Genomic DNA, 19,106 nt, shown 5'->3' with positions numbered 1-19,106 from the left:
ATCACGGGCAAGTGTTTCCGGGCGCATCGACCCTGCCCTCCGCCCACGCCCCCTCACGTCCCTGCCGCCGCCCCCGGCCCACCCCCGTGCCCCTGGGGGAGGGAAAGGCGAGGGGGAACCCGGCGAACACGGGCGGGTGTTTCCGGGGGTATCGGCTCTGCTCTCACGTTCCACGCTGCCGTCCTCCGCCCGGCCCTGGGGGGAGGTGGCCCGGTGAAGTGGGGGTCAGAGGAGGGTGGCGCCGGGGGTGGGGGAGGTGGTGGGGCGGGCGGTGCGGCAGGTGCCGGAGCGGCGCAGGGCGTCGGCGACGGTCTCGGCCGTGGCGGCGTCCTCGGTGAGGAAGGCGCAGGTGGGGCCCGAGCCGGAGACCAGGCCCGCGAGGGCTCCGGCGCTCTTTCCGGCCTTCAGGGTGTCCGCGAGGGAGGGCCGGAGGGAGAGGGCGGCGGCCTGGAGGTCGTTGGCCAGGGTGCCGGCGAGGGCGTGCGGGTCGCCCTTGCGGAGGGCGGTGAGGAGGGCGGGGGACGCCTGGGGTTCGGGGACGTCCGCGGTGCCGCGCAGGCGGTCGCACTCGCGGTAGACGGCGGGCGTGGACAGGCCGCCGTCCGCCACGGCGAACACCCAGTGGAAGGTGCCGCCGACCTCCAGGGGGGTCAGCAGCTCGCCGCGGCCGCGGCCCAGCGCGGCGCCGCCGACCAGGCTGAACGGGACGTCGGAGCCCAGGTCGGCGCAGAGGCCGAGGAGGTCCGGGTGGGGGGTGTGGAGGTTCCACAGGGTGTCGCAGGCGAGGAGGGCGCCGGCGGCGTCGGCGCTGCCGCCGGCCATGCCTCCGGCGACCGGGATGTCCTTGGCGATGTGCAGGTGGACGCCGGGGGTGGTGATGCCGTGGTGGGCGGCGAGGGCGTCGGCGGCGCGGGCGGCGAGGTTCGTCGGGTCGAGGGGCACGGCGTCGGCGTCGGGGCCGGTGCAGGTGAGGCGGAACGTGTCGGCGGGCGTCGCCGTCACCTCGTCGTGGAGGCCGACGGCGAGGAAGACGTTGGCCAGGTCGTGGAAGCCGTCGGCGCGGGGCGGGCCCACCGCGAGCTGCACGTTGACCTTGGCGGGGACCCGGACGGTGACGGTCACGCGGCCTCTTCCTTCCGGATGGGGGACGGCCGGTGTTCGGCGATGGCGGCGAACTCCTCGACGGTCAGGGACTCGCCGCGGGCCTTGGGGGAGACGCCGGCGGCGTTCAGCGCCTCTTCGGCGGCCGCGCCGGAGCCGGCCCAGCCGGAGAGGGCGGCGCGCAACGTCTTGCGGCGCTGCGCGAAGGCCGCGTCCACCACGGTGAAGACCTCGGTGCGGGAGGCGGTGGTGGCGGGCGGGTCGCGGCGGACGAGGGAGACCAGCCCGGAGTCGACGTTGGGCGCGGGCCAGAAGACGTTGCGGCCGATCGCCCCGGCGCGCTTCACCTCGCAGTACCAGGCGGCCTTCACCGACGGGACGCCGTACACCTTGGAGCCGGGTGGTGCCGCCAGCCGGTCGGCGACCTCGGACTGCACCATGACCAGGGTGCGTTCGATGCTGGGGAAGCCCGCGAGCATGTGCAGGAGGACCGGCACGGCCACGTTGTAGGGCAGGTTGGCGACCAGCGCGGTGGGCGGAGGGCCGGGCAGGTCGGTGACGTGGAGGGCGTCGGAGTGGACGAGGGCGAAGCGGTCCGCGCGGGACGGCAGGCGCGCCTCGACGGTGGCGGGGAGGGCGGCGGCCAGCACGTCGTCGATCTCGACGGCCGTGACGCGGCGCGCGGTCTCCAGCAGGCCCAGGGTGAGCGAGCCGAGGCCGGGGCCGATCTCCACCACGACGTCGTCCGGGAGGACCTGCGCGGTACGGATGATCCGCCGGACGGTGTTGGCGTCGATGACGAAGTTCTGCCCGCGCTGCTTGGTGGGACGCACCCCCAGCGCGGCGGCCAGTTCGCGGACGTCGGCGGGGGAGAGGAGGGGATCGGGGGCGGAGCTCACCGCAGCAGTCTACGGGCGCGGTTCGTAGCCGAACGCGCGCGCCGTGTTCGCTGCCACATGACCGGCCAGCTCGTCCTCGGACAGGCCCTTGACCTCGGCCATCGCACGGAGCGTGACCGGGACGAGGTAGGGCGCGTTGGGGCGCCCCCGGTACGGCGCGGGGGTGAGGAACGGCGCGTCGGTCTCCACCAGCAGGAGTTCCGGCGGCGCGGCGGACAGGGCGTCCCGCAGCGGCTGGGCGTTCTTGAAGGTGACGTTGCCGGCGAAGGAGAGGAACCAGCCGTGCTCGGTGCAGGTCCGGGCCAGGTCGGGGCCGCCGGAGAAGCAGTGGAAGACGGTGCGCTCCGGTGCGCCCTCCTCGCGCAGGATGCGGACGACGTCGTCGTGCGCCTCCCGGTCGTGGATGACCAGGGCCTTGTCCAGCCGCTTGGCGAGAGCGATGTGCGCGCGGAAGGAACGCTGCTGCTCGGCGATGCCGGCCTCGCCGGTGCGGAAGTAGTCCAGGCCCGTCTCGCCCACGGCGAGCACCTGCGGCAGCGCCGCCAGCTTCTCGATCTCCGCCAGTGCGGCGTCCAGCGCCTGCGGGCCGCCCTCCTCGGCCAGCCGCGGCGCCTCGTTGGGGTGCAGCGCGACCGCCGCGTGCACGGAGGGATGGGCTGCGGCGACCTCCGCCGCCCAGCCCGCCCGCTCCACGTCGCAGCCGATCTGCACGACGGTCGTCACCCCCACCGAGGCGGCCTTGGCAAGGGCCTCCTCGACGGTGCCGTCCTGCATGTCGAGGTGGGTGTGCGAGTCGGCCACCGGCACGCGGAGCGGTTCCGGCAGCGGCGGTGCGGGCTGGGCGGGAGCGGGCATGCCGCGATGATAGGTCCCCGCCCCGACCGGGGCGTCAGTGGTGCTGCCAGGCGTCCACGGCCGTGGCCACCCGCCCGGAACGCATGATCCGCAGCTTGTGACCCTCGCAGTTGGGGCAGGTCGGGTGGGTGAGCGGGGAGGGTACGCGCCGGCCGTCCGCCCAGTAGGTGATCAACGGCTTGCCGTCCGGCCCCGTGCGGTGCTCGATGTCGTACGTCTGCTCCCAGCCGTAGCCGCAGTTCATGCAGGCGAAGCTGTACGCCTCGTGCACCGTCGTTCCGGATGCTCCTGTGCCGCCGGTCTCCGTCATCGAAGCTCCCTTCTTCCCGGGCGAAAGAGCCCACGGCCAGTGGACTCCCGTGCCGGAAGAAACGCAGCAGTCTTGTGGGAAGCGTTGAGGACAATTGGCCCGGAGTTGGGCCCGGAGCGGAGAAACCGCCTCTTTCCTGGGCGAGGTTTTGCTTTTCAGGTTAACGCTTTACCGGGTGGTGCGACATGGGGAGCGGGGTGTGCGGAGCGTGCGCGATCAGTGCCCGCCGGGGCCGGCCCGCTTCGCCGCGACCACCGCGTCGAAGACCTCCCGCTTGGGCACGCCCGCGCCCTGCGCGACCGCCGCGATCGCCTCCTTGCGACGCTCCCCGGCCTCCTCGCGCACCGCCACACGGCGGGCCAGCTCAGCGCCGTCCAGGTCCTCCGGCCCGGGCGGCGCCGCGCCCTCGACGACGACGGTGATCTCGCCGCGCACGCCCTCCGCCGCCCACGCGGTCAGCTCCGCGAGCGGACCACGCCGGACCTCCTCGTAGGTCTTGGTCAGCTCCCGGCACACCGCCGCCCGGCGCCCGCCGCCGAAGACCTCCGCCATCGCCGTCAGCGCGTCGTGCAGGCGGTGCGGGGCCTCGAAGTACACCAGGGTGCGCCGCTCCCGCTCGGCCTCCCGCAGCCGGGTCAGGCGCTCCCCGCGCTTGCGGGGCAGGAAGCCCTCGAAGCAGAAACGGTCCACCGGCAGGCCGGACAGCGCGAGCGCCGTCAGCACCGCCGACGGCCCCGGCACGGCGGTGACCCGCACCCCCCGCTCCACGGCGGCCGCCACCAGCCGGTACCCCGGATCCGACACCGACGGCATGCCCGCGTCGGTCACCAGCAGCACCCGCGCCCCGCCCGCCAGGGCCTCCACCAGCTCCGGCGTCCGGGCGGACTCGTTCCCTTCGAAGTAGGACACCACCCGGCCGCCGACCTGTACGTCCAGCGCCTGCGTGAGCCGGCGCAACCGCCGGGTGTCCTCCGCTGCGACGACGTCCGCGGCCGCGAGCTCGGCGGCCAGCCGCGGCGGGGCGTCGGCGGTGTCGCCGATGGGCGTGCCGGCGAGGACGAGGGTTCCGGTGGAGGTCATGCGCGCGAGTCTCGCCGCCGGACCGCGCCCCGGGCAACTCGCGGCCCGCCCGCCACGCGGTGCCGGAGGGAAGGGGCAAAGGGGAGTGTCGGCTTGCCGTGCCGCAGGGCCGGGGGCGCGTTCCTTACGATGAGCGCTGTGACGACCCAGGAGACCGCCACCGAGGCAGCGCACGAGACCGCCCCGCCCCCCGCGCCGCCCGGGCGGCAGGCGCGGCTGCGCCGCTTCGGCTACCGCCCCGCGCCGCGCGCCGGGCTGCGCGAGCGGCTCGTACCGCCCTACCCCCGTCCCTCCCGCAGGCCGGCGGCCCTCTTCGGCTTCTCCCCGCGCGCGGCGGAGCGGCTGGCCGCCTGGTCGGCCTGGGGCGGGCCGCTGCTCGTCGCCCTGGTCGCCGGTCTGCTGAGGTTCTGGCAGCTCGGGTCGCCGCACGCGGTGATATTCGACGAGACCTACTACGCCAAGGACGCCTGGTCCCTCTGGCAGTTCGGCTACGAGGGGACCTGGGAGGACGGCGCCAACGAACGCATCCTCTCCGGAGCCGGCGACGTCGGGCTCTCCTCCGACCCCTCCTACGTCGTCCACCCCCCGGTCGGGAAGTGGATCATCGGGCTCGGCGAGGTGATGTGGGGGCTGAACCCGTTCGGCTGGCGGTTCATGACCGCCGTGCTCGGCACCCTCTCGGTGCTGATGCTCTGCCGCATCGGCCGCCGGCTGTTCCGCTCCACGGCGCTGGGCTGCCTGGCCGGGGGCCTCCTGGCCGTGGACGGCCTGCACTTCGTGATGAGCCGCACCGCCCTGCTGGACCTGGTGCTGATGTTCTGGGTCCTCGCCGCGTTCGGGTGCCTGCTCGTGGACCGGGACACGGCGCGCGCACGACTGGCGGCCGCCCTCCCGCCCGACCCCGACCGGGAGGGCGGGGCGTCCCCGGACGCGTACGTCGCGGAGCGCGTGAACCTCGGCGTGCGGCCGTGGCGCATCGCCGCCGGGGTGTGCCTCGGACTGGCCTTCGCCACCAAGTGGAACGGCCTGGTGGTCCTCGCCGCGTTCGGCGTGCTCGCCGTGCTGTGGGACATGGGCTCCCGCCGCGCGGCCGGTGCCGGACGGCCGTTCACCGCGATGCTCCGCCGCGACGCCCTGCCCGCCTTCCTCTCCACCGTGCCGGTCGCCCTGCTCACCTACGTCGCCTCGTGGACCGGCTGGTTCGCCACCGACCGCGGCTACCACCGCGACTGGGCGCGCACCGAGGGCGCAGGCCAGGGAGCAACCTGGCTGCCCGACGCGGTGCGGAGCCTGTGGCACTACGAGACGCAGGTCTACGACTTCCACGTCGGTCTCACCGACGGCCACACCTACGAGTCCAACCCGTGGAGCTGGCTGGTCCTGGGGCGCCCGGTCTCCTACTTCTACGAGTCGCCCGACAAGGGTGAGGCCGGGTGCACGGCGGCGGACGGCTGCGCCCGCGAAGTGCTCGCCCTGGGCACGCCGTTGCTGTGGTGGGCCGGCTGCGCCGCCGTGCTGTACGTGCTCTACCGCTGGCTGCTGCGCCGCGACTGGCGCGCCGGCGCGATCCTGTGCGGCATCGCCGCCGGCTACCTGCCGTGGTTCCAGTACCAGGAACGCACCATCTTCTACTTCTACGCCGTCGTCTTCGTGCCGTTCCTCTGCCTCGCGGTCACCATGATGCTCGGGGCGCTCGCCGGTCCGCCCGGTGTCACCGAACGCCGCCGCCTGGTCGGCGTCGTCGCCTCCGGAGTGCTGGTGCTGCTCGTCGTGTGGAACTTCATCTATTTCTGGCCCGTGTACACCGGCGAGACGATCCCGCTCGACGCCTGGCGGCAGCGCATGTGGCTGGACACCTGGATCTGACCGTCGCGAACCGCCGCGCCGATACACCGATTCGATACTCGAAGGAGTGATGTGGGCGCCCGGTCCGTCAAGGTTCGTGCCGTAGGGTGCCTCGGACAAGGTCCCCGGCCGCGTCGGCCGGGGCGGGGTGGAGGGGCACTATCCGGATGGGTCACAGGGAACAGGCGCGGGACAGGCAGCGCATGGCGGTCATCGGCTCCGTGGCCGCCGTCGTCATCGGCGCCACCGGCTTCGGCGTGTACGCGCTGGTCGGCGACGACGAAGCGGGCCGCGGCGGCGTGGGGGCGACGACCGCGGACGGGAAGCAGCCGGAGACCGTCGAGACCGGGCCGCCGACCGCGGAGGAAGTCCGCACGGTGGCGGGCGACTTCCTGGACGCCTGGGCCGCCGGCAAGGAGCGGCAGGCCGCCGCCCTCACCGACGACCAGACCACCGCGCTGAAGGCGCTCACCGCGTTCCGCGAGGACGCCGCCGTCGACGAGATCGCGTTCACCCCGCAGAAGCCGAAGCAGCGCGAGGTCGCCTTCGCGGCCGAGGCGAAGATCGTCCACGAGGAGACCACCGCCGACTGGTCCTACGACGGTGCCGTGAGCGTCGTACGGGACAAGAAGACCGGCGACGCACTCGTCCAGTGGGAACCGTCCGTCCTGCACCCCGGGTTGAAGGACGGCCAGAGCATCGAGACCGGCGAGGCGGGCACCCCGCCGATCAAGGCCGTCGACCGCAACGGCACCGAACTCACCAAGGACGACCACCCGGCGCTGGGCGGCATCCTCGCCGACCTGCGCAAGCGCTACGGCGACAAGGCGGGCGGGAAGCCGGGCATCGAGACCCGCATCCTCGACGCGAAGGGGGAGGAGACCGGCACCACCCTCCTCACCCTCTCCGAAGGGGAGGAGGGCACCCTCCGGACCACGATCGACCTCGGCGTGCAGCAGGCCGCCGAGTCCGCCATCGCCGGCAAGAACAAGGCCGCCGTCGTCGCCGTGAAGCCCAGCACCGGCGAGATCCTGGCCGTCGCCCACACCCCCGCGCCCGGCTTCAACATCGCCTTTCAGGGCCTCTACGCCCCCGGCTCCACGATGAAGGTCGTCACCGCGGGCATGCTCATGGACAAGGGCCTCGCCTCGCCGAACGCGGCGCACCCGTGCCCGAAGGAGTTCGAGTACGGCGACTGGCCCTTCCACAACGACGACCACTTCGAGATCAAGGGCGGCACCTTCGCGCAGAGCTTCGCCCGCTCCTGCAACACCGCGTTCATCAGCCAGGCGCCGGAACTGCAGAACGACTCGCTGACGAACTACGCCCGCGACGTCTTCGGCCTCGGCCTCACCTGGCAGGTCGGCACCTCCACCATGGACGGCCGCGTCCCGGTGCAGAGCGCCGCGCAGATGGGCGCCTCCCTCATCGGGCAGGGCGGCGTGCGGATGAACCCGCTGAACATGGCGTCCGTCTCGGCGACGGTGAAGACCGGCGTCTTCAAGCAGCCGTACATCGTCTCCCCGGAGATCGACGGCCGCACGCTGACCGGCGCCGCGCAGACGATGAAACCGGAGACCGCGAGCGGCCTGCGGCAGATGATGAACCTCACCGCGGTGAGCGGCACCGCGGCCGCGCCCATGGCCGGCATGAGCGGCGACTTCGGCGCGAAGACCGGCTCGGCCGAGGTCATGGGGCAGAAGAAGCCGGACGCGTGGTTCACCGCGTACTCCGGTGACATCGCGGCCGCGGCGGTCGTACCCGCCGTCGGCCACGGCGGCGAGTACGCGGGCCCGGTGGTCCGCAAGGTCCTCGACGCCTACGGCGGCTGACGCCGCACCCCTCCTTCGGGCCCGCCCGCACGCCCCCGCGGCGTGCGGGCGGGCCCGACCGGTGCCGTGCCGGTTCCCGGCCCGTGGGGCGTTAGCGTGGACGGATGACCGCTCCGTCCGCCGCGCACCCGCGCTTCGCCGCCGCACTGGGCCTCGATGCCGTCGAGGTACGCGCCTTTCCCGACGGCACCCGGACCGCCGCCGATGCCGCGACGGCGGTCGGCTGCGAGCTGAGCCAGATCGTGAAGTCGCTCGTCTTCGAGGCCGACGGCAAACCCGTGCTCGTGCTGATGGACGGCGCGACCCGCGTCGACCTCGCCCTGGTGCGGGAACGGCTCGGCGCGGGCACGGTCGGCCGGGCGAACGCCGACGCCGTCCGCCGGGCCACCGGCTACGCCATCGGCGGGGTGCCGCCGTTCGGCCACGTCACGCCGCTGCGCGTGCTCGCCGACCGCGGGCTGCTCGCGCACACCACCGTGTGGGCGGCGGCGGGGACGCCGCACACCGTCTTCCCGATCGGACCGGAGGCGCTGATCGCCCACGCCGGGGCCGACCTCGCCGACGTCGCCGAGACCCGGCAGGCCCCCGCCTGACGGATCTCCCGGTCACCGGGGGCGGCAGGGGTACGGCAGCCGGGCGTCTAGGCTGGGACGCCGTCCCGGAACGCGTCGCAGGAGTGAGATGGCAGTCAACCTCGTCAACCTGGAAGCCGTCGGCAAGGTGTACGGCACCCGTGCCCTGCTGGACGGCCTCTCGCTCGGCGTCAGCGAGGGCGACCGCATCGGCGTCGTCGGGCGGAACGGGGACGGCAAGACCACCCTCATTCGCATTCTCGCCCGGCAGGAGTCCCCCGACGGCGGGCGCGTCACGCACGCGGGCGGGCTGCGCCTCGGGGTGCTCACCCAGCACGACTCCCTCGACCCGGCCGCCACCGTCCGCCACGAGGTGCTGGGCGACATGGCCGACCACGAGTGGGCCGGGAACGCGAAGATCCGCGACGTGCTCACCGGTCTGTTCGGCGGGCTGGACCTGCCGGGCTTCCCGGACGGGCTGGAAACCGTGATCGGCCCGCTCTCCGGCGGGGAGCGCCGCCGCATCGCGCTCGCGCAGCTGCTGATCGCCGAGCAGGACCTGATCGTGCTCGACGAGCCGACCAACCACCTGGACGTCGAGGGCATCTCCTGGCTGGCGGGTCACCTGCGGGCGCGGCGCTCGGCGCTGGTGTGCGTCACCCACGACCGCTGGTTCCTGGACCAGGTGTGCACCCGCATGTGGGACGTGCAGCGCGGCAGCGTGCACGAGTACGACGGCGGGTACAGCGACTACGTGTTCGCCCGCGCCGAGCGGGAACGCATCGCCGCGACCGAGGAGGCCAAGCGGCAGAACCTGATGCGGAAGGAACTGGCCTGGCTCCGGCGCGGCGCCCCCGCCCGCACCAGCAAGCCGCGGTTCCGCATCGAGGCGGCGAACGCGCTGATCGCCGACGTGCCGCCGCCCCGGAACGACGCGGAGCTGATGCGGTTCGCCAACTCCCGGCTCGGGAAGACGGTCCTGGACCTGGAGGACGTCACCGTGCAGGCCGGGCCGAAGGTGCTGCTGCGGCACCTGACCTGGCAGCTGGGGCCGGGCGACCGCATCGGGCTGGTCGGCGTCAACGGTGCCGGCAAGACCTCGCTGCTGCGGGCGATGGAGGAGGCCGCGCGCAGCGGCGGCGAGAAGCAGCCCGCCGCGGGACGCGTCAAGGTCGGCAGGACGGTCAAACTGGCCTATCTCTCGCAGGAGGTGGCCGAGGTCGACCCGAATTGGCGCGTGCTGGAGGCGGTGGAGCGGGTGCGCTCCCGCGTGGAGCTGGGCAAGGGGCGGGAGATGACCGCGTCGCAGCTCTGCGAGAAGTTCGGCTTCGTGAAGGAGAAGCAGTGGACGCCGGTCGGCGACCTGTCCGGCGGCGAGCGCCGCCGACTGCAGATCCTGCGGCTGCTGATGGACGAGCCCAACGTCCTCTTCCTCGACGAGCCCACCAACGACCTGGACATCGAGACGCTGACCCAGCTCGAGGACCTGCTCGACGGCTGGGCAGGCTCCCTCGTCGTCATCTCCCACGACCGCTACTTCCTGGAACGCACCACCGACCGCGTCCACGCGCTGCTGGGCGACGGGACGTTGCGGATGCTGCCGCGCGGCGTCGACGAGTACCTGGAGCGGCGGGCCCGGGTACGCGAGCAGGCGCCCGCCGCGCAGGCCGCGACCCGTCCGGCCGGACAGAAGGGGCAGCCGGGGCAGTCCGGTCAGTCCGGTCAGTCCGGGCAGGCCGCCGCGAAACCGGCCGCGCTGTCCCGTGCCGCACAGAAGGAACTCCAGCGCATCGAGCGGCGGCTGGACAAGATCGGCGCCGAGGAGTCGACGCTGCACGGCGAGATCGCCGAGCACGCCACGGACTTCGAGCGCGTCGCCGGCCTGGACGCCCGGTTGCGCGAACTGGCCTCCGAACGCGACGACTTGGAGACCCGCTGGCTGGAACTCGCCGAAGGCGAGTAGGACCGGAGTTGCCGGTCGCGGGGGGACGGCGCGCCGCGCTTGACAGATCCGTCCCGTGGCCGTGACGGAACCGGAACGCTCCCGCGCGGCGTCCGGTGGTAGAAAGAACCTCACTCACCAGTCAGTCATGGCGGGCTCGATGTCCGATTCGCTCGGCCCTACGGGGGGTTCGGGATGCCGGGCACGACGGTCTGCCCGTTCCGCGAGGACACCGCATGTCTCAGCCGCCCCCTCCTCCCCCCAGCCAGCCGCCCCAGCCCGGTGACGGGTCCGGTGAGTCGAAGGACCCGCACGCGGAGAGCCCGGCCGCGGACAAGCCCTCCCTCGACAAGGAGTCGCCGCAGCAGCCCGCCGCCGGGGGCTACGGCTACCCGCAGCAGCCCCCGCAGGGCGGCGGCTACGGCTACCCGGGGCCGGCCGCTCCGGGCGACGTGTCGCAGCAGCCGACACAGGGCTACGGCTACCCCGGCGCGCCCGGCGCCGCTCCCGGTGCCCCGGGCGCCCCCGGCGGGTACGGCCCGCAGCCCGGCGGCTTCGGGCAGCCCGGTCAGCCCGGCCCGTACGGCCAGCCCGGCCCGTACGCCGCGCCCGGTCCCTACGGCCAGCCCGGTCCGTACGGCCAGCCCGGACCGTACGGGCACCCCGGCATGGCCCAGACCCTGCCGCCCGGCGCGGCGCCGGGCGGTCCGGCGCCCGGCCGTGACAGCAACAAGACCGTCGCGATCATCGCGGCCGCCGTGGCCACGCTGCTGATCGTGGGTGTCGGTGTCTGGTTCCTCACCCAGGACTCCGGCGGCGACCCCGACCCGCAGGGGGACACCCGCGGCACCACGCAGGGCACCACCGGCGGCGACAGCGGCGGGTCCACCGGTGGCGACGGCAACGTCGGCGACGGTCACCAGCCGTCCGGCACCGAGGGCGAGCTGCTGTTCAGCGTGGACGCCCCGAAGGTCGGCGACATCACCTCGGTCCCCGGCATGTGGGCGACCGAGGACATCTTCGTCAAGACCTCGGTCAACGCCATCCTCGGCCTCAACGCCTCCGACGGCTCCGAGGCGTGGAAGATCCCCCTCGACGGACAGGTGTGTGCGGCCGCGCTCCAGCAGACCGAGGACGGCAAGACCGCCGTCGTCACCCGCGAGACCCGCTCCAGCAAGGCGCGGTGCAACCAGATGGCCGTCCTCGACCTGGCCGCGGGCAAGAAGGTGTGGCAGAAGACCATGCCCAACGACGCCAACGTCAACAGCCTCGGTGGCAGCGTCACCATCAGCCAGGGCACCGTGGCGGCGGCCTGGATCGGCGGCTCCGTCGGCTACCCGCTGGCGGGCGGCGAACCCATCTGGGCCGGCGAGTTCGGCGGCGAGTGCCGTGACGACGGCTACGCGGGCGGCGCGAAGCTCATCGCGCTGGTCGAGTGCGGCAGCTACACCAAGCCGCAGTACCTCGTGCAGACGCTGGACCCGAAGACCGGCAAGGCGCAGAGCGAGTTCAAGGTCCCGGGCAGCGTCCGCACGGTGTCGGTGGCCTCCACCGACCCGCTGGTCCTCGTGGTCGGCGCCGGCGGCCCGTCGCCGACCGACATCATGACCGTCTCCGACGACATGAAGCTGATGGCGAAGATCTCCCTCGGCAGCCGCTACGAGGTCGACTGCGACCTGTCCGCCGAGGGCTGCCGCGGCATCGTCGCGACCGACGACGCCGTCTACATGCGCACGCAGATGCACGAGTCGAGCGCGGACTACGGCCGGACGAACGAGATCATGAAGTTCGACATCAAGACCGGCACGACCAAGTGGAAGTCGGCCGCGGGCGAGAAGCGCGCCATGACGCCGCTGCGCTACGACGAGGGCAAGCTGATCGGCTACCGCCTGCCCAGCTACGAGCAGGGCGGGGAGATCGTCGCGATCGACCCGGAGAACGGCAAGCAGACGAGCTGGCTCAAGCTCCAGCAGACGCACATGGAGGAGCAGTTCGTCGCCTACCGGCTGCTGGACAGGGCGCTGTTCGCATACGGCCGGCTGCACCTGCAGACCGACCTGCTCTCCGAGCGTGACGACGGCGACAAGCCGCTGGCGGCGGTCTTCGGCGTCGACTGATCCTCCACCGGCCCGATTTCCCGCATGATCGGGCGAACCGGCCCCGGACCGTGTAGCTTTCGTGCACATGTGTCCGGGGCCGGCGCGTGTCCATGAGCACGGCACCGGGGTGACGGGGGAGCTCGATGGGTGTGCGGGTTGTCGTGGTGGACGAGAAGCGGCTGCTGGCGGAAGCGCTGGCCACGGCGCTGCGACTGCGCGGGCACCGGGTGCTCGCCGCGGCGGCGCCCGGCGCCGGGACGGCCGAGCTGGTCGTCGCGCGGGCGCCGGAGGTGTGCCTGCTGGGCACGGCGGCGCCGTCCGCACCGGGGGCGTTCGATCCGGTGAAACGTATCCGCTCCGCGCGGCCGCAGACCGGCGTGGTGGTGCTCGGGCCGGTGCGCTGCCCGCGCGGCATCGCCGCGGCGTTCGCCGCGGGCGCGTCCGGCTACGTCCGGCAGGACGAGCGGATCGAGGGCGTCGAACGGGCCATGGCCAAGGCCCGGGCGGGCGAGGCGGCCGTGGCGCCGCAGCTGCTCCAGCGGGCGTTCGCCGAATTGCTGCACCCGCCGGCGGAGGCGGACGACGAGGCGGCGCGGCTGCTGCGCCTGCTCACCCCGCGCGAGGTGGCGGTACTGGTGCGCGTGGCCGAGGGCGAGGACACCCGGCTGATCGCCGCGGGCATGGGGATCGCCCCCAGCACCGCACGCACCCACGTGCAGCGGGTGCTGCGGAAGCTGGCCGTGACCTCCCGGCTGGAGGCGGCCGCGCTGGCGGCACGTACCGGGCTGCTGGACCGGGCCGCGAACGGGTCACTCCCCGCCGGGGAGTGACCCCGACGGGGCCCGCCCGTCCGCAGCCGGTCCGCCGCCGCCGGGGTCAGCTCCGGGGAGCGCCGGGGTCCGGGGCTGCGGGGTCCGGGGCTGCCGGGTCCGCTTCGCCGGGCCCGGGCGGTGCGGGGGGCGGCACGGCAGGGCTCAGCCGGAGCCAGAGCAGGAAGAAGACGCCGAGCGCGAGCATCCCGATCCCCGTCCACAGGTTGATGTTGATGCCCTGGGCCTTCTCGAGGTCGGCCTCGGAGGCGGTGACGCCGGCGACCGTGACGATGAGGCCGTAGACGACGAACAGGCCGCCGATGATGCGGCGTACGTCGAAGAGGCGGGCGGCGGTGCTGGAGCGTCGTTCCAGGTCCTCCATCTGCCGGGCGTACGCCGCCGGGTCGTAGTGCTCGCGCTCGTGTGCGTGCTCGTGCGGGTGCCCGCCGGGGTCCTTCGCGTTGTCGGTCACAGGAGTTCCGTCCTTCGTCGCGCGGGCGGGGTCAGAGGGAGAAGGGGATGTAGGCGGCTGCGGCGAGGAGGACCGCACCCCAGCCGAGCAGCGCGGGCTTGCGGTACCACGCCTGGTCGCCCTCCGCGGGCGGTTCCTGCATGCCCGGGGAGACCGTTCCGTAGACCAGTCCGGCCAGTTCCTCCACCGGCTTCGGCCTGGTGACCATGGTGAGCGCCGTCATGATCACGCCGCCGACGACGAACGCGACGATCGCGGAGACGAAGTTGGCTCCCTGGTCGCTGGGGAAGTCGATGATGCCCTGCTGGTAGAACCAGAAGTAGTTGACCATCGCCGCGACGGTGCCGCCGAGCAGCCCCCAGAAGCCGGCGGCAGGGGTGGTGCGCTTCCAGAACATGCCGATGATGAACACCGCGAACAGCGGCACGTTGAAGAACGAGAAGAGCGTCTGCAGGTAGTTCATGATGTTGCTGAAGCTGGAGGCGATGAACGCCGTCCCCATGCCGATCAGCACCCCGACGACGGTCACCCAGCGGGCCACGGAGACGTAGTGCTCGTCCGGCCGGTCCTTCTTCAGGTACGCGCCCCAGATGTCGTTGGTGAAGACGGTGTTGAAGGAGGAGACGTTCGCCGCCATGCCGGCCATGAAGGCGGCGATCAGTCCGGTGATGGCGATGCCCAGCACGCCGTTCGGCAGCAGGTCGCGCATCAGGACCGGGATCGCGTCGTTGTACTGGAGTCCGTCCGCGGTGCGGCCGATGCCCGGCTCCAGGACCAGGGCGATCAGGCCGGGCACCACCACGACCATCGGTATGAGGATCTTGGGGAAGGCGGCGATCAGCGGGGTCCGCTTCGCGGCGGAGAGGTTCTTCGCGGACAGCGCGCGCTGCACCTCGGCGAAGTTGGTCGTCCAGTAGCCGAAGCTGAGCACGAAGCCGAGGCCGAGCACGATGGTCAGCCAGTTGGCGCCCAGCGGGTTGTCCGTGCCGATGCCGGTGCCCTCCCAGGCGGTGACGAACTCCGGTCCCTGGGAGCCGGTGAGCTTGTCGGTCAGCCCGTCCCAGCCGCCGACGCGCTGCAGGCCGACGACGGTGAGGGGGATCAGCGCCGCCAGGATGACGAAGAACTGGAGCACCTCGTTGTAGATGGCCGAGGAGAGGCCGCCGAGGGTGATGTAGGCGAGCACGAAGAAGCCGGAGACGACGATGGCCAGCCACTGCGGCCAGCCCAGCAGGGCCTCCAGCACGATCGCGAGGGCGTACAGGTTGACCCCGGCGATGAGCAGCGAGGCGACGGCGAAGATGACCGAGCTGAGCAGGTGTGAGGACGGCCCGAAGCGGTGCAGCAGGAATTCGGGCACCGAGCGGACCTTGGAACCGTAGTAGAACGGCATCATCACCAGGCCCAGGAACACCATCGCGGGGATGGCGCCGACCCAGTACCAGTGGACGGTGTAGACGCCGTACTGCGCGCCGTTGGCGGCCATGCCGAGGATCTCGGTGGCCCCGAGGTTGGCGGCGACGAAGGCGAGGCCGGTGATCCAGGCCGGCAGCGAGCGGCCGGAGAGGAAGAAGTCCAGTGACGTCTTCACGCTGCGGCGGGCGGCGAAGCCGATGCCGAGGACGACGACGAAGTAGATGCCCAGCAGGGTGTAGTCGAGCGCGTTGACAGGAAGCCGAAGTCCTTCGGCGAGATGTTCCATGGGGGGTCACTCGCTTCCGTCGGGGTGGTTGCGTCGTGAACGTACTCGGATTCCGTCCGTGCTTGAAGGGATCTGTTGGTCAGCTTTGTTTAAAAATGATGAGCAGGCGTGGTGGATGGTCGGCGCACGCGGCGCATCTTGTCCGGTGTGTGTGCGAAGTGGTGTCGTCGTGCACGCCGCTGCTTCCGTTCGGTGAGGGCTCTGGCTATGATGATTACTGTTCGATTCTGTTGATCTCCGGAGTGAGGGCCCGTGCAGAAGACCACCAGGCGGCTCGCCGACGGCCGGGAGATCCTCTACTTCGACACGGGGGACGGCAGGCGCCACGACGCCGTCGACCGGCGCCCCCTCGACCCCACCGCCACGGCCTCGGAGATCCGGCACGACCCGCTGCTGGACGAGTGGGTCGCCGTCACCGCCCACCGCCAGAGGCGCACGTACCACCCGCCGGCCGACGAATGCCCGCTGTGCCCCTCCCGCGAGGGCCGCCGTACCGAGATCCCCGAGGCGGACTACCAGGTCGCCGTCTTCGAGAACCGCTTCCCCTCCTTCGCCGGTGGCCCCGGCCCCCTCGCCGCCCAGAATCCGGACGGCCTCTTCGGGCACCGCCCCGGCGCCGGACGCTGCGAGGTCGTCTGCTTCACCGCCGACCACGACGCGTCCTTCGCCGACCTCACGCCCGCGCGGGCCCGCCTCGTCCTCGACGCCTGGACCGACCGCACCGCCGCGCTCTCCCGCCTGCCCGGCGTCGAACAGGTCTTCTGCTTCGAGAACCGCGGCCGCGAGATCGGCGTCACCCTCGGCCACCCCCACGGGCAGATCTACGCCTATCCGTTCACCACCCCGCGCACCGCCCGCATGCTGCACACGGCCACCGCCCACCGCGAACGCACCGGCCGCAACCTCTTCGACGACGTGGTCGCCGCCGAACGCGCCGACAAGAGCCGCGTCGTCGCCGAGGGCGAGCACTGGACGGCCTTCGTCCCGCACGCCGCCCACTGGCCGTACGAGGTGCACCTCTACCCCCGGTGCCGGGTCGCCGACCTGACCGCGCTGGACGAAGGGGCCCGCGCCGAGTTCCCGCACCTCTACCTCGACGTGCTGCGCCGCTTCGACCGGATCTTCGGCCCCGGCGAGCCGCCCACCCCGTACATCTCCGCCTGGCACCAGGCCCCGCGCACCGCTTTGGGGCGCCACGACTTCGCCCTCCACCTCGAGCTTTTCACCATTCGCCGTACTTCGGGCAAGCTGAAGTTCCTCGCGGGTTCCGAATCCGGCATGAACGTGTTCATCAACGATGTGCCGCCGGAGACCGCGGCTCAGCGACTGCGAGAGGTAGGCAACGAGTGAAGTACCTGGTGACAGGCGGCGCGGGATACGTGGGCAGCGTCGTCGCCGCACACCTGCTGGAAGCGGGCCACACGGTCACCGTGCTGGACGACCTCTCCACCGGCTTCCGGGCCGGCGTCCCGCAGGGCGCCGACTTCGTCGAGGGGCGCGTGCAGGACGCCGCCCGCCACCTCGACCCCTCCTACGACGGCGTGCTGCACTTCGCCGCCTGCTCGCAGGTCGGCGAGTCCGTCGCGGACCCCGAGAAGTACTGGCGCAACAACCTCGGCGGCAGCATCGAACTCCTCGCCGCCATGCGCGAGCACGGCGTCCGCCGCCTGGTGTTCTCCTCCACGGCCGCCACCTACGGCGAGCCGGCCGGCTCCCCGATCACCGAGGACGACCCCACCGCGCCGACCAGCCCGTACGGCGCCACCAAGCTCGCCGTCGACCACATGATCACCGGCGAGTGCCGTGCGCACGGCCTGGCCGCCGCCTCGCTGCGCTACTTCAACGTCGCCGGCGCGTACGCCGCCCGCGACGGGCACGTCTACGGCGAGCGGCACGACCCCGAGTCGCACCTCATCCCGCTCGTCCTCCAGGTCGCCCAGGGCCGCCGCGAGCACATCAACGTCTTCGGCGACGACTACCCCACCCCCGACGGCACCTGCATCCGCGACTACATCCACGTCGCCGACCTCGCCGACGCCCACCTCCTCGCGCTGTCGAAGGCCGCCCCCGGCGAGCACCTGGTCTGCAACCTCGGCAACGGCAACGGCTTCTCCGTCCGCGAGGTGATCGAGACCGTCCGCAAGGTCACCGGCCACCCCGTGCCGGAGGTCGTCGCGGACCGCCGCGGCGGCGACCCTGCCGTCCTCGTCGCCTCCGCCGAACGCGCCCGACGCCTGCTCGGCTGGCAGCCCTCGCGCGCCGACCTGGCCGGCATCGTCCAGGACGCCTGGGACTTCACCCGGCACACCGCCGGGACCGACTGAGCCGGGGAGAGGGATGACCTTCCGCGAGGTGTACGGGGGCGCGCCGGACGGCGTGTGGGCGGCGCCCGGCCGGGTCAACCTGATCGGTGAACACACTGACTACAACGACGGCTTCGTGCTGCCGCTGGCCCTCCCGCACACCACGCGGGTCGCCGCGGCGCGCCGGAACGACGGCGTGCTGCGGCTGCACTCCGCGCAGACCGGCGGCCCTGCGGCTCCGGTCGAACTGCGCCTCGACACGCTCGACCCGGCCGCCGCCGACGGCTGGGCCGCCTACCCCGCCGGGGTCGTCTGGGCGCTGCGCGAGGCCGGCCACCCGGTGGGCGGAGCCGACCTGCACGTCGACTCCACCGTGCCGACCGGCGCCGGGCTGTCCTCCTCCGCCGCCCTGGAGGTCGCCACCGGCCTCGCGCTGAACGACCTGTACGGCCTCGGGCTCGACCCCGCGCGCCTCGCCGGACTCTGTCGCCGCGCGGAGAACGCCTACGTGGGCGTGCCCTGCGGGATCATGGACCAGATGGCCTCCGCCTGCTGCACCGGGGGCCACGCCCTGCACCTGGACACCCGCGACCTCACCCGCCGACAGGTCCCCCTCGACCTGGCCGCACACCGGCTGCGGCTGCTGGTCGTCGACACCCGGGTGCAGCACTCCCTCGGCGACGGCGCCTACGCCGAACGCCGGTCCGGCTGCGAGGAGGGCGCCCGCCGGCTCGGCGTGTCCGCGCTGCGCGACGTGACCGTCGAGGAGCTGGACGCGGCGACGGCCCGGCTGGGCGACGAGCCCACCCTGCGGCGCCTGGTGCGGCACGTCGTCACCGAGAACCGGCGGGTCCAGGAGACGATCGCGCTGCTCGACGCGGAGCACGTCCGCGCCGTGGGACCGGTCCTCACCGCCGGACACGCCTCGCTGCGCGACGACTTCGCCGTCTCCTGCCCCGAACTCGACCTGGCCGTCGACACCGCCCTGGAGGCGGGCGCGCTGGGCGCACGGATGACCGGCGGCGGCTTCGGCGGCTCCGCGATCGTGCTGCTCGACGAGGCGCTGACCGCCAAGGTCGGCGACGCGGTGACGGAGGCGTTCGCCGCCGCGGGCCACCGCTCGCCCCGCCTCTTCGACGCGGTCCCGTCCCCGGGCGCCCACCGCGTGCCGTCGTAGCCGGGACGTGCACGCCCGGCCGTCCGCTCCGGCGGTGTGTGCGGCCGGTCGGGGGGTTCCCCTCGGGCGAAGGTGTCGGCGTGCGCGGGCCGTTGACGGCGTCCG

The 19,106-nt window shown here is 73.0% G+C and carries 16 protein-coding genes; 9 read left to right on the top strand and 7 right to left on the bottom strand.

Features of this window, described 5'->3' with window-relative positions:
* Positions 1–225: 225 nt before the first annotated feature.
* The 5 genes from K304_RS0112790 to rsmI all read right to left on the bottom strand — a co-directional run bounded on the left by K304_RS0112790 (position 226) and on the right by rsmI (position 4,245).
* A complete protein-coding gene (locus K304_RS0112790; protein ID WP_027764079.1) occupies positions 226–1,122 on the bottom strand; it encodes a 4-(cytidine 5'-diphospho)-2-C-methyl-D-erythritol kinase in 897 nt (298 codons plus the stop codon).
* Positions 1,119–2,000, bottom strand: a complete 882-nt coding sequence (gene rsmA / locus K304_RS0112785) for a 16S rRNA (adenine(1518)-N(6)/adenine(1519)-N(6))-dimethyltransferase RsmA (protein ID WP_027764078.1) — start codon at positions 1,998–2,000, stop codon at positions 1,119–1,121. The genes K304_RS0112790 and rsmA overlap by 4 nt, the downstream gene beginning before the upstream one ends.
* Before the next feature lie 9 nt (positions 2,001–2,009).
* Complete coding sequence (locus K304_RS0112780) at positions 2,010–2,855, bottom strand: TatD family hydrolase (RefSeq protein ID WP_027764077.1); 846 nt, start codon at positions 2,853–2,855, stop codon at positions 2,010–2,012.
* A 34-nt stretch (positions 2,856–2,889) separates the two neighbouring features.
* Positions 2,890–3,165 carry a hypothetical protein gene (locus K304_RS28735; RefSeq protein ID WP_037790175.1) on the bottom strand — a complete coding sequence of 92 codons (276 nt, stop codon included), beginning with the start codon at positions 3,163–3,165 and terminating at the stop codon, positions 2,890–2,892.
* A gap of 216 nt (positions 3,166–3,381) precedes the next feature.
* Complete coding sequence (gene rsmI, locus K304_RS0112770; protein ID WP_027764076.1) at positions 3,382–4,245, bottom strand: 16S rRNA (cytidine(1402)-2'-O)-methyltransferase; 864 nt, start codon at positions 4,243–4,245, stop codon at positions 3,382–3,384.
* Positions 4,246–4,374: 129 nt separating this feature from the next.
* Here rsmI and K304_RS0112765 point away from each other — a divergent pair, with 129 nt between their 5' ends.
* The 6 genes from K304_RS0112765 to K304_RS0112740 all read left to right on the top strand — a co-directional run bounded on the left by K304_RS0112765 (position 4,375) and on the right by K304_RS0112740 (position 13,365).
* On the top strand, positions 4,375–6,111 hold the full coding sequence (locus K304_RS0112765; protein WP_027764075.1) for a phospholipid carrier-dependent glycosyltransferase: 1,737 nt from the start codon (positions 4,375–4,377) through the stop codon (positions 6,109–6,111).
* A 146-nt stretch (positions 6,112–6,257) separates the two neighbouring features.
* Positions 6,258–7,922 carry a penicillin-binding transpeptidase domain-containing protein gene (locus K304_RS0112760; RefSeq protein WP_486591647.1) on the top strand — a complete coding sequence of 555 codons (1,665 nt, stop codon included), beginning with the start codon at positions 6,258–6,260 and terminating at the stop codon, positions 7,920–7,922.
* 104 nt (positions 7,923–8,026) lie between these two features.
* Positions 8,027–8,515: a YbaK/EbsC family protein gene (locus tag K304_RS0112755; RefSeq protein ID WP_027764073.1), complete on the top strand. Its 489-nt coding sequence runs from the start codon at positions 8,027–8,029 to the stop codon at positions 8,513–8,515.
* A gap of 88 nt (positions 8,516–8,603) precedes the next feature.
* The gene (locus tag K304_RS0112750; protein ID WP_027764072.1) at positions 8,604–10,457 is read left to right on the top strand and encodes an ABC-F family ATP-binding cassette domain-containing protein; all 1,854 of its coding nucleotides are present in this window, start codon (positions 8,604–8,606) and stop codon (positions 10,455–10,457) included.
* A 215-nt stretch (positions 10,458–10,672) separates the two neighbouring features.
* Positions 10,673–12,553, top strand: a complete 1,881-nt coding sequence (locus tag K304_RS0112745) for an outer membrane protein assembly factor BamB family protein (protein ID WP_027764071.1) — start codon at positions 10,673–10,675, stop codon at positions 12,551–12,553.
* Positions 12,554–12,678: 125 nt separating this feature from the next.
* A complete protein-coding gene (locus K304_RS0112740; protein ID WP_027764070.1) occupies positions 12,679–13,365 on the top strand; it encodes a LuxR C-terminal-related transcriptional regulator in 687 nt (228 codons plus the stop codon).
* Between the two features lie 46 nt (positions 13,366–13,411).
* Here K304_RS0112740 and K304_RS28730 read toward each other — a convergent pair whose 3' ends face one another.
* The gene (locus tag K304_RS28730; protein WP_051308396.1) at positions 13,412–13,729 is read right to left on the bottom strand and encodes a hypothetical protein; all 318 of its coding nucleotides are present in this window, start codon (positions 13,727–13,729) and stop codon (positions 13,412–13,414) included.
* 121 nt (positions 13,730–13,850) lie between these two features.
* Complete coding sequence (locus tag K304_RS0112730; protein WP_027764069.1) at positions 13,851–15,521, bottom strand: sodium:solute symporter family protein; 1,671 nt, start codon at positions 15,519–15,521, stop codon at positions 13,851–13,853.
* Between the two features lie 252 nt (positions 15,522–15,773).
* On the opposite strand from K304_RS0112730, the gene galT reads away from it, so the two are divergent.
* Genes galT through galK form a run of 3 tightly spaced genes read left to right on the top strand, consistent with a single transcriptional unit; the run spans position 15,774 to position 19,001 of the window.
* Positions 15,774–16,871: a galactose-1-phosphate uridylyltransferase gene (galT, locus tag K304_RS0112725; protein WP_027764068.1), complete on the top strand. Its 1,098-nt coding sequence runs from the start codon at positions 15,774–15,776 to the stop codon at positions 16,869–16,871.
* Positions 16,868–17,845, top strand: coding sequence for a UDP-glucose 4-epimerase GalE (gene galE, locus K304_RS0112720; RefSeq protein WP_027764067.1), 978 nt, complete (start codon positions 16,868–16,870; stop codon positions 17,843–17,845). Before galT ends, galE begins: the two co-directional genes overlap by 4 nt.
* A 13-nt stretch (positions 17,846–17,858) precedes the next feature.
* Entirely contained in the window at positions 17,859–19,001 is a 1,143-nt protein-coding gene (gene galK / locus K304_RS0112715) for a galactokinase (protein WP_027764066.1), read from the top strand.
* The last annotated feature ends 105 nt before the right edge of the window (positions 19,002–19,106 follow it).

The sequence above is a fragment of the Streptomyces sp. CNS606 genome, from assembly GCF_000426325.1.
Note: the sequence above shows the minus strand (reverse complement) of the source record. Positions and strands in the feature narration are given on the sequence as shown.

Coding starts and splice junctions, on each gene's coding strand:
- K304_RS0112780 (WP_027764077.1), bottom strand. CDS start 2,855: ATGCCCGCTCCCGCCCAGCCCGCACCGCCGCTGCCGGAACCGCTCCGC.
- K304_RS28735 (WP_037790175.1), bottom strand. CDS start 3,165: ATGACGGAGACCGGCGGCACAGGAGCATCCGGAACGACGGTGCACGAG.
- rsmI (WP_027764076.1), bottom strand. CDS start 4,245: ATGACCTCCACCGGAACCCTCGTCCTCGCCGGCACGCCCATCGGCGAC.
- K304_RS0112765 (WP_027764075.1), top strand. CDS start 4,375: ATGAGCGCTGTGACGACCCAGGAGACCGCCACCGAGGCAGCGCACGAG.
- K304_RS0112760 (WP_486591647.1), top strand. CDS start 6,258: ATGGGTCACAGGGAACAGGCGCGGGACAGGCAGCGCATGGCGGTCATC.
- K304_RS0112755 (WP_027764073.1), top strand. CDS start 8,027: ATGACCGCTCCGTCCGCCGCGCACCCGCGCTTCGCCGCCGCACTGGGC.
- K304_RS0112750 (WP_027764072.1), top strand. CDS start 8,604: ATGGCAGTCAACCTCGTCAACCTGGAAGCCGTCGGCAAGGTGTACGGC.
- K304_RS0112745 (WP_027764071.1), top strand. CDS start 10,673: ATGTCTCAGCCGCCCCCTCCTCCCCCCAGCCAGCCGCCCCAGCCCGGT.
- K304_RS0112740 (WP_027764070.1), top strand. CDS start 12,679: ATGGGTGTGCGGGTTGTCGTGGTGGACGAGAAGCGGCTGCTGGCGGAA.
- K304_RS28730 (WP_051308396.1), bottom strand. CDS start 13,729: ATGGAGGACCTGGAACGACGCTCCAGCACCGCCGCCCGCCTCTTCGAC.
- K304_RS0112730 (WP_027764069.1), bottom strand. CDS start 15,521: ATGGAACATCTCGCCGAAGGACTTCGGCTTCCTGTCAACGCGCTCGAC.
- galK (WP_027764066.1), top strand. CDS start 17,859: ATGACCTTCCGCGAGGTGTACGGGGGCGCGCCGGACGGCGTGTGGGCG.